This is a genomic window from Halomonas sp. AOP7-B1-5, assembly GCF_052353045.1.
Classification (GTDB): Bacteria; Pseudomonadota; Gammaproteobacteria; order Pseudomonadales; family Halomonadaceae; genus Vreelandella; species Vreelandella colorata.
The window spans coordinates 109984-122566 of the sequence record NZ_JBQTDC010000004.1 but is presented as its reverse complement, the minus strand read 5'-3'; the positions used below and the strand labels follow the sequence as shown (position 1 = coordinate 122566).

Sequence of the window (12583 nt, the reverse complement as noted above, 5' to 3'; positions counted from 1 at the left end):
AAGCGAGGTGTCGACCGGTGAGTCAACACGATAAGCAATCACTTCAAGTAGGCGTTATTGGCTTGGGTGCGATGGGGATGGGCACCGCTACTACCTTACATCACCAGGGATTTAACGTGACTGGATGTGATATTGCTGCTGGGTCACGCGATGCTTTTGTCGCGGCAGGGGGCAAGAGTGTGGCAACCCCTTTGGAGCTCGCTCACTGTCATATTGTGCTGGTAGTGGTCGTCAACGGTAGCCAGGTTGAGCAGGTGCTGTTTGGTGAGCAGGGCGTCGTTGAGCATCTAGCGCCAGGCAGCCTGATCTTGCAGTGCGCCACGGTGGCGCCCAGTCAGGCGAAACAGCTGGGCGAGCGCTTGGCGGCAGAGGGATTGATGATGCTGGACGCACCGATTAGCGGCGGTGCTGCAAAAGCCAAAAGCGGTGAGCTATCAGTGATGGCATCGGGCGCCGCGGAGGCATTTAGCTACGCAAGTGACGTGCTTGATGGCATGGCCGCCAAGGTTTATCGCCTGGGCGATGACCCCGGCGTGGGCTCCAGTATGAAGCTGGTCAATCAGCTGTTGGCAGGCGTACATATCGCGACCGCCGCTGAAGCCATGGCGTTGGGTATTCGGATGGGGCTTGATCCCGAGGTTATCTTTGAGGTGATTACTCACTCGGCGGGCAATTCCTGGATGTTCGAAAATCGCGTGCCCCACATTCTTAAAGGTGACTACACGCCGCTTTCGGCCGTAGATATCTTTATCAAAGATCTCAATATTGTGCACCAGACCGGGCGCGAGCTTTCGATGGCAACGCCGGTTGCCGCCAGCGCGTTGCAGCAGTTTACCTCGGCCAGTGGGGCAGGCTTCGGTCGAGAGGATGATTCTGCGGTTATCAAAGTCTATCAGCGGCTATCAGGTATTACGTTGCCTGAAGCGGCTAACGATGCTCAGGGAACCTAAGCATGAGCACGGAGCAGAGCCCTTGAAACGATAGCCCTTGAAACGATAGCCCTTGGAGCTATCGCCGACGACTTTACCCGGGGCAACGGATCTTGCCAATAACCTTGTACGTGGCGGTATGCGCTGTCTTCAGATGATCGGCGTGTCATAGGAGGCGCCAAGAGGCTGATGCGGTAGGGTAGCCTTGACATCGCACTCCTGTCCGATTGGCGAGACCATTACAGCTAAAGATAAAAACAAAGAGGTATCGATACACCATGATTCGATTAGCCGCCAACCTTAGCATGCTGTTTAACGAGCACGATTTTATGGACCGTTTTTCGGCGGCGGCTGATGCGGGGTTTAAAGGGGTCGAATACCTGTTTCCCTACGCCTATAGCGCTCGAGAGCTGCGCCAGGCACTTGATGAAACACACTTAACGCAAGTGCTCTTCAACTTGCCGCCGGGGGATTGGGACGCCGGTGAGCGAGGCCTTGCCAGCCTGCCTGGGCGCGAAGCTGAGTTTCGTGATTCGGTCATCGAGGCGCTACGTTATGCCGAGATGCTCAACTGCCCACACGTTCACGCCATGGCGGGCTTGCTGCCTGAAGGTAGCGATGCGACGACCCAGGCCGATCATCAGGCTACCTATCTGCGTAACCTGCGCTACGCCACTACTGAGGCCGCCAAACTGGGCAAGGACATATTGATCGAGCCTATCAATACCCGCGATATGCCCCATTACTTCTTATCAAGACAGGCGCAAGCCATGGCGGTATTGAAAGCGCTGGGGGCGAGTAATCTGAAGCTGCAGTTTGATCTCTATCATTGCCAGATTATGGAAGGGGATCTCATCCGCCACCTTGAGCACCAGTTTAGCGCTATCGGCCATATTCAGGTGGCGGGAGCGCCGGAACGGCACGAGCCCGATGTTGGCGAGGTCAACTATCCGGCGTTATTTACCAGGCTTGAAGCGCTGGGCTATAGCGGTTGGGTTGGCTGCGAATACAGGCCGGCTGGCGATACGCGCCAAGGTTTGGGCTGGGGGCGACATTACGGGCTTCGCACATGAGTGAGTAGCCAAACATGGTCTTAAACGCTAACAACCAACAATTAAAGCGAGGACACCTGAATCATGCATATCTTAATCACGGGCGCCGCCGGTTTTCTGGGACAGCGCCTTTTACATCGTCTGATCAACCGTAAAGAGCTGTGCGGTCAGCCGATCACCCACTTGACCCTGGTCGATCAAACCCAGGCTGCCGTACCCGACGCGCCTGATATAACAATCCGTAACGATGCTGTAGATATTACTGCTCCAGATGCGCTGGGTAGTGCGCTTGATCGAAAGCCCGATGTCATCTTCCACCTGGCTGCGGTCGTAAGCTCCGCAGCGGAGGCCGATCTGGATTTGGGGATGGCGGTCAATTTTGATGCCACTCGCGTCCTGCTGGAAGGTTGCCGTGCCCGGCAGTTGAATAAGACGCGCCTGGTCATGGCAAGCTCCGTGGCAGCTTACGGCGGGGATCTACCCGATGTGCTGGATGACATGACGGCTTCACAGCCGCAAACATCCTATGGCACGCAAAAAGCGATGTGTGAGCTTCTCATCAATGACTACAGCCGACGCGGTCTGATTGACGGCAGGGTGCTGCGTTTGCCGACTATTGTGATTCGCCCTGGGCGACCTAACGCCGCGGCGTCGAGCTTTGCGTCCAGTATTCTGCGCGAGCCCTTAAACGGTGAGGAAGCCATTTGCCCCGTACCGTTGGATCAGGCGCTTTTCGTGATGTCGCCGGATAAGGTGATCGACGCGTTGATACATGGCGCCGAAGTGCAGGAAGAAGCGTTGGGTAAGTTTCGCGCTTTTATTTTGCCGGGTATCACGACCGATGTTTCCGAAATGCTTGAGGCATTGCGCGAGGTGGCGGGCGATGAAGCGGTGGCGCGTGTACGGCATGAACCAGACCCACGCATCGAACCCTTGGTGGCAAGCTGGCCCGCGCGCTTTGAAACGGCTAAAGCGAACCAACTGGGTTTTGTCGGGGACCGGGACTTCAAACAGATTATCGATGCCTATGTAGCAGAGCATCGTTAATGGATCTTCGCCTGCCTAGCGGGCGAGCAATAAGGGGCTACTACTCCCCATCGTTCTTACCAATAAATACAATTAGGAGTATTACCATGACCATTCGTTTCGCTCGGCGTACGCTTGCGACCGCCATCGGCACCGCTACTACGCTTGCCCTGGCGGGCCTGGCATTTCAGGCTCAGGCCGCCACAGAGGTAAGTGTGGGCTACGCTATCTCCAGTGACTCTCACTATGGCGCCGGTTCGCGGGCATTTAAAGAAACCCTCGAAGATCTCTCTGATGGGGCTTTTACCGTAACGGATCACCCTAGCGGCTCGCTCGGTGGGGAGCGGGCCATGATCGAGGGGCTGCAAATAGGCACCGTCGATATAGTGATTACTTCCTCCGGGCCATTGGGTAACTTTGTCCCAGAGACGTATGTTCTCGACCTACCGTTTTTGTTCACCAGTTACGAACAAGCCCGCTGCGTACTTGATGGCGAGATTGGCCAGGAACTGCTCGATAAGATGGGTGACCATGACCTGGTCGGCCTGTCCTGGTCGGAAAATGGCTTTCGCCACATTACCAATAGCCAAAAAGCTATCGACACGCCTGAAGATGTACGTGGCCTGAAAATTCGTACTATGGAAAACCGTATTCACCAGCAGGCCTTTGAAGGGTTAGGGGCAAGCCCAACGCCTATGGCGATGCCGGAGCTGTTTACTGCCTTGCAACAAGGCACGGTGGATGGCCAAGAAAACCCCATTACGGTGATTGTGGCTGCGAACCTCTATGAGGTGCAGGATCAGCTATCGCTGACCGGGCACGTTTATTCACCTGCCATTGTGCTCGGCTCACCGGTGCTAATTGATGGGCTGAGCGAGGAGGAGCGTGAATGGTTTAATGAGGCCGCTCAAGCCGCTACTGAAGCTACCCGCGCTGAGGTGTCACGTTTGGAAGAGGAGGGCGTGGCTTTCCTACAAGAGCAGGGTATGACGGTCACGGATAATATTGATCCAGCACCGTTCCAAGAAGCGGTAGAAGCCGTGCATGCTGATTTTATTGAGCAGTATGGCGATGAGATGTTAGAGCGCATTCGTAACAGTAGCTGCTGAGCCCATCCCGTGGCGCCTTTGGGCGCCACTTTCCCATAACCTGACGGGATGAGGTGATTTATGGTGTCCTGGTTTCTGCGTGTCGAGCATGTGTTGACTCGGCTGGCGCTGGCGATCGCTATTTTGATGTTGATCGTTTCAGTGTCGTTGGGGTTCTATCAAGTGCTTACACGATTTATCTTCAATGCGCCCTCGACGTGGTCGGAGACGCTGTCACGGGCGACGATGATCTGGTGCGTGTTTATGGCCGCAGCCGCCACGTTCCGCGGCGGCTTTATGATGGCCGTAGAGGTTATCTACAAGCTTGTGCCCAAGCCCACCCTGCTGGCGCTTGAATGGTTTATCGGCCTGTGCTGTCTTCTGGTGCTCTTTGTATTGGTGTTCTACGGCATCCAGATGACCCAGCGGGTTAGCAATCAGACGCTGTCCGCACTCGAGGTCTCGATGTCCTGGGCATATGCAGCTATTCCCGTAGGCAGCGCCTTCGCGATGCTGGCCGTTATTGCGCGGCTGCTGGCCCAAAGCTGTGGTCTTGAGCCTCTGGGGCCGATGCACGACGAGGCAGCGGAGCCAGAGGAGATCGCCACGTCCGCTGCCCAGCCCGACGGGAGTTCATCTGCGATTTCCGTTACTACGCATAAAGAGTCTCGCTTATGAACCTTGCCATTGGTCTGTCGCTATTGATTTTGTTCGCCACCGGCGTGCCGATCGCGATCTCTATTCTGCTGGCATCGATAATTGGTATCGAGTTTTTCTCGCGTTTTCCTTTGATGATGGTGCCCCAACAGCTGTTTGTAGGGCTGGATAACTTCCCGCTGATGGCGATTCCTTTTTTCATCTTGGCGGGCAACCTGATGGCAGCCGGTGGTATCTCTAGCCGACTGGTTGATCTGGCCAAGTCAATCGTGGGCGGTGTTCAGGGCGGGTTGGCGATGACCTGCGTGCTGACCTGCATGATGTTTGCGGCAGTGTCAGGCTCCAGTGTGGCGACGACCTTTGCTATCGGTGCGATCCTTATTCCAGCAATGGTCAAGCACGGTTACCCCAAACCCTTGGCCGCCTCCATCCAGGCTTCATCGGCAGAGCTGGGGGTGCTGATTCCGCCCTCTATTCCCTTGATTCTATTTGGGGTAAGTACCAATACCTCGATTGGTCAGCTGTTCATTGCAGGCATTGGTCCAGGGTTGTTGGTCGGCGGTGCGCTGCTGGTGTTTGTGTATATTTTCTGCAAGCTGCGCGGTTTTGGTCTTCAAGATCGCAATGACCGTATGACCGTACCCGCTTCACGACGGCCTTCCAGCGTGCCTGGGCGGCGATGCTGATGCCGGTGGTGGTCATCGGCGGCATCTATGGCGGGATTTTTACCCCTACTGAGGCCTCGGCAGTGGCGGTGTTTTATGCCTTGGTCGTCGGCGCTTGTTACCGTGAGCTTAAGCTTGCCGACCTGATGCCCGTGCTGCGTCAAAGTGTTGTGTCTACCGCCGCGGTAATGCTGATTATCTCAGCGGCCGCTCTGTTTAGCTTTCTGATCAGCCGCTCCGGTCTTCCCGCCCAAGTCGCCGCTGGGGTCACCGCCATGTTCGAAAGCCCCTGGGCTTTTTTGCTGGCCGTTAACGCCCTGTTGCTTGTGGTGGGAATGTTTATTGAGACCGGTGCAGCCATCCTGGTACTGGCCCCGATCCTAACCCCGATTGCCATGCAGTTTGGCGTTCACCCAGTGCATTTCGGGCTAATCATGGTGGTCAATCTGGCCCTGGGAATGATTACTCCGCCGCTGGGCGTAAACCTGTTTGCCGCCTGTGCAGTGGCGAAGATTTCCATTGATCAGATGCTGCCCTGGCTGGTGCGCTTTGTGCTGGTGGTGCTGACGTGTCTGATGGCAATTACCTATATGCCCTGGATCTCCATGGGCCTGGTTAACCTATTGTATGGCTAGGAGTTTGTTGATGATTGATTTTCCCGAATTTCCACCCCAGACGGCGCTGATAGGCAATACCTGGATTGATACCGGCGCGACACTACCGGTAGAGGCGCCCGCCCGTGGCGACGTCGTTGCGCACATTGCCCGCTGCACGCCCGAGCACATTGATGATGCCGTCACCGCGGCGCGGCGCGCCTTTTCTGGTGAACTGGGGGAGTGGGCTCACTGGAGTGCCCGCCAGCGCAGTACCTGGCTATTTAGCTTTGCTGATGCCATTGAGGCCAACCATGAGCATCTATCGGCGTTAGAGTGCCTGGACACGGGAAAACCCTTAACCCAGGCGCGCGCGGATATTAAAGCCTGCGCCCACTACTTTCGCTTTTACGCTGGTGGCGCCGATAAATTACATGGCGAGACCCTGCCTTATGAAGAGGGCTACACCGTCATGACGCTGCGTGAGCCGTATGGTGTTTGCGCCCAGATTATTCCCTGGAATTACCCGTCACAGATATTTGGCCGCTGCGTGGCCGCCGCCTTGGCTGTTGGCAATACCGTGGTTCTCAAGCCTGCCGAAGATGCCTGTTTGAGCGTCTTGAGCCTGGCAAAACTGGCAATAGATAGCGGCTTGCCAGCCGGAGTGCTCAATGTGGTACCGGGGCTTGGGCGTGAAGCTGGTGCCGCCCTGGCCGCACACTCGGGTATTGATCATCTCTCGTTCACCGGCTCGCCTGAGACCGGCACCCAGGTAACCCAGGCGGCGGCAAAGCACCACGTGCCCGTCACGTTAGAGCTGGGCGGCAAGTCGCCGCAGATTGTTTTTGCAGATGCTGACCTTGATGCGGCTTTCGAAGCGGTGGTGCGTGGGATTATCCAGAATGCCGGGCAAACCTGCTCGGCGGGAAGTCGTCTGTTGATACAGCGCGACATATCGCAAGCGTTTACGGATCGTCTGATAGAGCGCTTCTCGACACTGCAGTGTGCATCGGGCGAGGAAGACGCTGACTGCGGCCCGTTGATCAATGCCCGCCAAAAATCACAGCTCGATCAACGGCTAGCCGCGGCTGAAGCAGACGGTATTCACGTTGCGGCAAGAGGGCAGCTCGCTAAAAACACCTCCCCGGCCGGGCATTTTGTGGTTCCGCATCTACTTACCGATATTCCCGATGATCATGATGTGCTGCGCGAAGAGCTGTTTGGCCCCGTGCTGGCTGTCCAGATATTCGACGATGAAGCACAAGCGCTGCGCCTGGCCAATGCAACCGATTTCGGGCTGTGTGCCGGCGTCTGGACGCGCGACGGTGGCCGCCAATTACGCTTGGCAAGAGGCATTCGCAGTGGCCAGGTTTTTATCAATAACTACGGTGCGGGCGGCGGTATTGAACTGCCTTTCGGCGGTGTCGGGCGCTCAGGATTCGGGCGGGAAAAAGGCTTCGAGGGGCTGCGCAGCTATACCCGTATAAAAACGGTCGCCATTCGCCATGGCTAGAAAAAAATCATAATTAAATCAGGTTAGGAGCTTATTTATGAATCAATCCGTTCGTACAGAGCACCGCATCGGCATGGTAGGTGTGGGTTTAATGGGCCACGGCATTGCCAAGAACATTCTTAACGCGGGGTATTCCCTGGCCTTTCTGGACCACCCTGGCAACCAGCCCGTGGACGACCTGCTGTCAGCGGGCGCCGTGCCGTGCTCAAGCGCCCGGGAAGTGGCCGAAAAAGCCGACGTGGTATTGCTGTGCGTAACGGGGTCGCCCCAGGTGGAGGCCGTGCTGTTTGAGCCAAATGGCGTGCTGGAGGGACTCGCTCAGGGCGCCATTGTGGTGGATTGCTCTACCTCGTTGCCAAGCTCCACAGCTAACGTCGCCGCCAGGGTAGATAAAGCGGGTGGCCATCTGGTCGACGCGGCGATGACGCGTACTCCCAAAGAAGCCGAGGAGGGGCGCTTAAACCTTATCGTTGGTGCCCATGAGACGCTATTTGAAGCGTTGCACCCGCTACTCGCAAGCTTCGCTGAGGTCATCACCCACGCAGGAGATGTAGGCTCAGGGCATACCCTTAAGCTGCTGCATAACTACGTGTCGTTGGGCTTTTCAGCCGTATTGGCCGAGGCGACTGCGGCTTCCCGGCGGGCGGGTATCGATGACCACGCTTTTCTGGAGGTCTTGACCAAGGGCGGCGGGGGCGGCGTGGTGCTGGAACGGTTACGCCCCTTTATTGAATCAGGCGATGCTTCGGGGTTTCGGTTTAGCGTGGCGAACGCGCATAAAGACCTGGGCTACTACCACACCATGACCGATGAACTTAATACGACAAGAGGCGTGGCTGGCGCGGTGGCGGCACTGTATGCCGGTGTGGAGGATCAGACCATGGCGGTGCCGGAGTTGATTCGCCTGCTTGAGACGCGCAACGAATCCTGATGGCGGTACAAATTCGCCAGGCGCATAGCGTGGCTGAATGGGTATCAGCTATCGTCAGTGGTAATCGATAAGGGCAAAGCTCAATGAGCTTTGCCCTTATGTTTTAAATGCTCTTACTGAATAGCTTAATCCCTTGGAAACCGGGCTTCCAATTCAGCAACCTGTTCAGGCGTCAGCGCATGTGGGTTTTCACCGCGCAACAGCAGAAACAGCTTCGCTGTTTCCTCAAGCTCTTCGGTGGCATACACCGCTGCTTCGAGATTTTTACCAGCGACGACCGGGCCGTGGTTGGCAAGCAGAACGGCGCTGTGCTTGCCTGCCAGGCCGCGTACCGCTTCGCCCAACTGCTGGTCGCCCGGGATGTGGTAAGGCACCAGGGGAAGCTTGCCCACGCGCATCGCGTAATAAGCGGTGAGAGGCGGAATGCAGTCGCAGGGGTTGATACCCGGCAGGCAGGAAACCGCCACCGAATGCGTGGAGTGCAGGTGAACGATGGCGCCGGACTGAGGGCGCTCATCGTACATCGCCATATGCAGAAACTGCTCTTTGGTGGGCTTATCACCACTGATCAGTTGGCCCTGGGTATCCAGATGTGAGATGCGTGCAGGGTCCAGGCGCCCAAGGCAGGCGTTGGTAGGCGTCATCAGCCAGCCACCGTCATCCAAGCGCACGCTGATATTGCCGCTTGAACCCATGGTCAGGCCGCGATCAAACAGCGATTTCCCCAGCGTGCTGATCTGTTCGCGCAGGTGGTTCTGGTCGTGAGTGCTCATGCCAATACCTCAAACGCTCGGGTGAAGAAATCAACGCCCCCAAAGTTGCCTGACTTGAGCGCCAGGGAAAGCGGCGCCTCGCGGTTAGCTAGTGTCGCTTGTGTCCAGGGCACGCCGGGATCAATCTGCTCGCCAATACGTAGCGCTGAAATGCCCAGGGCAGATACCACTGCCCCCGAAGTTTCACCACCGGCAACCACCAGTCGGCCAACGCCTTCATTGACCAGAGTAACGGCAAGCTGGCTTAACGCTTCTTCGACTAGCCGGCCAGCTTGCTCTACGCCCAGTTCCGCCTGAGCGGCCTTGACCTTTTCAGGATCGGCCGAGGCGTAGATCAGGGCAGGTGCATCTTGTTCAAGGCGCTCGAACGCGAAGGCCAGCGCCTGCTCCCACTGTTTGTCGCCCTTGGCCAGGGCCTGGGGGTCAAGCGCAAAGCCCGCGCCAGGATGACGGGCTAGAAAATCAGCGACCTGAGCAAGCGTTGCTCGTGAGCAGCTGCCTGACAATACCAACATATTGCCAGAGGCGGGCTGAAGGCGTCCTGGCTCGGCAATTTCGGCAAGCCAACCCTGTTTACGGTACTGGGCAGGCAACGCCTGGCCAAGCCCTGAGCCGCCGGTTACCAGAGGCATCGTTACCGTTGCCTCCGCTAATACGTCAAGATCGCTGTCATCGACGCTGTCGCAAATGACATGGCGTATGTTTTCAGCTGCTAAAGCGTCAAGGTGTTGACGAGTAGCCTCGCCGCCTTTGGCTAGCATAGCGCGGTTGGCCAGACCAACGGCGTGAGAGGTTTGACGTGAAAGCACGCGAACCAGATCCGCATCGGTCATGGGCGTTAACGGGTGGTGCTGCATGCCGCTATCGTTAAGCAGGCGGTCGCCAACGAACAGGTGCCCTTGATATACCGTACGGCCATTAATCGGAAACGCCGGGACCATCACGGTTTGCGAGACGCCGAGTCGATCAAGTAGCGCATCGGCAACCGGGCCGATGTTGCCCTTGTCGGTTGAATCAAAGGTCGAGCAGTATTTAAAAAATATCTGCCGTGCACCTTGTTCACGTAGCCATTCAAGAGCTGCTAGTGAATCGCTAGTAGCTTCTTCAACCGGGCAGGAGCGCGACTTGAGCGCCACTATCACGGCATCTACGTTGCTTAAGTCGGGTGGGGTGGTCGGCACGCCGATGACCTGAACGCAGCGCATACCGCCGCGTACCAGGTTGTTGGCAAGGTCAGTGGCACCGGTAAAATCGTCGGCGATAGCGCCCAGTACGATGGTCATAGCATTCTCCAGGATACGGGCTTCAGGTAGTGGCCTTGCGACGTGCGCGTTTGATCAGCGGCGTAATCAGCGTGACGGCCAGCAGAATGAAAGCAATACTCAGCAGTGTGGCGCTGATAGGACGATCAATAAAGATGCTGAAGTCGCCTTGTGACATGGATAGTGCCCGGCGCAGCTCGCTTTCTGCGATAGGGCCCAAAACCAATCCCAAAATAATCGATACCAATGGAAAGTTGATTTTCTCAAGCAGATAACCCAACACGCCAAAGCCCATCATCAACCATACATCAAACATAGAGTTGCGCACCGAAAAAGTCCCCACGATGCAGCACATGATAATGATGGGGCCAAGCGCGGAATAAGGTACATTCAGCAATTTGGTAAACAGCACGATGAACGGCTTTGAGAAAAGCAGAATCATGAAATTGACGATAAACAGCCCGGCAAATACCGCGTAGATCAGGTCACTGCTGGTCAGCATAAACATTGGCCCAGGCTGCAGGCCATGCATGATAAAAGCGCCCAGAATAACGGCCGTAGTGCCACTACCCGGAATACCCAGCGCAAAAAGCGGCACCAGTGCACCCATGGCCGCTGCGTTATTGGCAGACTCCGGGGCGGCAATACCTTCCGGCGCGCCCTTGCCAAATTTCTCAGGATGCTTGGACCAGCGGACCGTTTCACTATAGCTCACCATCGCCGCGGTACTGGCACCGATACCCGGCAGGATACCGATGACGACCCCGATAATGGATGAGCGTGACAGGGTCATGCCAATCTGGCGCAAAACGGGAAGATCGAAAATCTTTACCTTCACCTTTTTCAGCGGTTGATGGCTTTCATGGTCCAGCGTACGTTTCATGACTTCTGACACGGCAAACAGGCCGACAATGACGGGAATCAAACCCACGCCTTCGGCCAGATTAAGATTGCCAAAGGTAAAGCGGCTGGTGCCGGTGAGCGGATCAATACCAATAGTGGCAATGAATAAACCTAGCGCCGCACCAATCAAGCCAAATATGAGACGACCGCCTAGTGAAGCCACCACGGTTAAACCGAGTACCGCTAAGGCAAAGTACTCGGGAGATGAAAACTTCAAGGCCATTTTGGCCAGCATGGGCGTGAATATAATCAGTGCCACGGTGCCTACAAGCCCGCCGATAGCCGAGCTTAAAACGCCGATGCCTAAGGCTTTGCCTGCTTCGCCACGTTGCGTCATGGGATAGCCGTCAAACGCCGTCATTACTGCTTCAGGCGTGCCGGGAGCCCGGTAAAGAATAGCGGTAATCAGACCCGAAAAGACCGTGGCGCCATAAATAGCGGTCAGCACCATAAAGGCCGTGGTCGGCTCCATGCCATAAGTAACCGGCAGTAGGATAACCACCAGAATAACGCCGCTGATGCCGGGTAATGCGCCGCCAATAAAACCGATAAATACGGCAGAGGTTAAGAGCAACAGGTTGAGTGGCTGCATCACCACGGCTAACCCGCCCAAAAAATGTTCTAGCATAGTCGACTCCCTAGAAGGTTGGGTCGGTTATGGGGCAGCCTTACGGCATGGGGATACCGAGCAGCGAAACGAAAACGCCCTGCATCAGTACGCCAGCAATAACTAATGTAATGGCAATGGTCAGCCATGAGCGGGCACCCAGAAGCAGTGTGCCGATAAAGGTAAATATCAGGCTGGCGATTAAAAAACCGACGCTGTCCATCAAGAGCGTGTAAGCGATAGCCGCCGCTATAAACCACCAGTGACGGGTGCGTCCAAGGGAGAAACGTGACGAAGATAGCGCTGTTTCAGCCGTGGTGTCCGACGTGGACTGATGCTCAGTGGCTAATGCCTTCTTGCGGTCACTCCATGTGATGGCGAGCAGTATAAGGCCCAGCGTAAACAGAGCGATCAGCAGTGTTAATGGCCAAACGCGAGGCCCGATAAACGTGGACACTTGAGCAGAGCTTGGGAATTGCAGCGTGGGATAAAGACTCACCACCGCGAGTGACACGACCCCCAGCGCAAAAAGAGTGATCCTGGCGTGCATGGTAAACCCTGAAGGGGACAGTGAAAGGTCGGCC

At 56.3% G+C, this 12583-nt stretch carries 11 protein-coding genes and 2 pseudogenes; 9 read left to right on the top strand and 4 right to left on the bottom strand.

Features of this window, described 5'->3' with window-relative positions:
* Nucleotides 1–17: 17 nt before the first annotated feature.
* The 9 genes and pseudogenes from ltnD to ACT3XD_RS03785 all read left to right on the top strand — a co-directional run bounded on the left by ltnD (nucleotide 18) and on the right by ACT3XD_RS03785 (nucleotide 8454).
* The gene (gene ltnD / locus ACT3XD_RS03825; protein ID WP_192536664.1) at nucleotides 18–950 is read left to right on the top strand and encodes an L-threonate dehydrogenase; all 933 of its coding nucleotides are present in this window, start codon (nucleotides 18–20) and stop codon (nucleotides 948–950) included.
* 30 nt (nucleotides 951–980) lie between these two features.
* Nucleotides 981–1095: pseudogene (locus ACT3XD_RS03820) on the top strand (four-carbon acid sugar kinase family protein); the annotation flags it as partial.
* Nucleotides 1096–1207: 112 nt separating this feature from the next.
* Nucleotides 1208–2002, top strand: coding sequence for a 2-oxo-tetronate isomerase (gene otnI / locus ACT3XD_RS03815; RefSeq protein WP_192536663.1), 795 nt, complete (start codon nucleotides 1208–1210; stop codon nucleotides 2000–2002).
* A gap of 63 nt (nucleotides 2003–2065) precedes the next feature.
* Entirely contained in the window at nucleotides 2066–3028 is a 963-nt protein-coding gene (gene denD, locus ACT3XD_RS03810; RefSeq protein ID WP_192536662.1) for a D-erythronate dehydrogenase, read from the top strand.
* A gap of 86 nt (nucleotides 3029–3114) precedes the next feature.
* Nucleotides 3115–4116, top strand: a complete 1002-nt coding sequence (locus ACT3XD_RS03805) for a TRAP transporter substrate-binding protein (protein ID WP_192536661.1) — start codon at nucleotides 3115–3117, stop codon at nucleotides 4114–4116.
* 60 nt (nucleotides 4117–4176) lie between these two features.
* Nucleotides 4177–4773 (top strand): TRAP transporter small permease, encoded by a 597-nt coding sequence (locus tag ACT3XD_RS03800; RefSeq protein WP_225735998.1) that lies wholly within the window; start codon nucleotides 4177–4179, stop codon nucleotides 4771–4773.
* Nucleotides 4770–6052 (top strand): annotated as a pseudogene (locus ACT3XD_RS03795) (TRAP transporter large permease). The gene ACT3XD_RS03800 and the pseudogene ACT3XD_RS03795 overlap by 4 nt, the downstream one beginning before the upstream one ends.
* A 10-nt stretch (nucleotides 6053–6062) precedes the next feature.
* Nucleotides 6063–7523, top strand: coding sequence for an aldehyde dehydrogenase family protein (locus ACT3XD_RS03790; protein ID WP_192536660.1), 1461 nt, complete (start codon nucleotides 6063–6065; stop codon nucleotides 7521–7523).
* Between the two features lie 37 nt (nucleotides 7524–7560).
* Nucleotides 7561–8454 (top strand): NAD(P)-dependent oxidoreductase, encoded by an 894-nt coding sequence (locus ACT3XD_RS03785; RefSeq protein ID WP_192536659.1) that lies wholly within the window; start codon nucleotides 7561–7563, stop codon nucleotides 8452–8454.
* Between the two features lie 125 nt (nucleotides 8455–8579).
* Here ACT3XD_RS03785 and otnC read toward each other — a convergent pair whose 3' ends face one another.
* The 4 genes from otnC to ACT3XD_RS03765 are packed head-to-tail and all read right to left on the bottom strand — an operon-like array spanning nucleotide 8580 to nucleotide 12549.
* The gene (gene otnC, locus ACT3XD_RS03780; RefSeq protein ID WP_192536658.1) at nucleotides 8580–9227 is read right to left on the bottom strand and encodes a 3-oxo-tetronate 4-phosphate decarboxylase; all 648 of its coding nucleotides are present in this window, start codon (nucleotides 9225–9227) and stop codon (nucleotides 8580–8582) included.
* On the bottom strand, nucleotides 9224–10510 hold the full coding sequence (gene otnK / locus ACT3XD_RS03775; RefSeq protein WP_192536657.1) for a 3-oxo-tetronate kinase: 1287 nt from the start codon (nucleotides 10508–10510) through the stop codon (nucleotides 9224–9226). The genes otnC and otnK overlap by 4 nt, the downstream gene beginning before the upstream one ends.
* A 22-nt stretch (nucleotides 10511–10532) precedes the next feature.
* On the bottom strand, nucleotides 10533–12020 hold the full coding sequence (locus tag ACT3XD_RS03770; protein ID WP_192536656.1) for a tripartite tricarboxylate transporter permease: 1488 nt from the start codon (nucleotides 12018–12020) through the stop codon (nucleotides 10533–10535).
* Nucleotides 12021–12060: 40 nt separating this feature from the next.
* Complete coding sequence (locus tag ACT3XD_RS03765) at nucleotides 12061–12549, bottom strand: tripartite tricarboxylate transporter TctB family protein (RefSeq protein ID WP_192536655.1); 489 nt, start codon at nucleotides 12547–12549, stop codon at nucleotides 12061–12063.
* Between the last annotated feature and the right edge of the window lie 34 nt (nucleotides 12550–12583).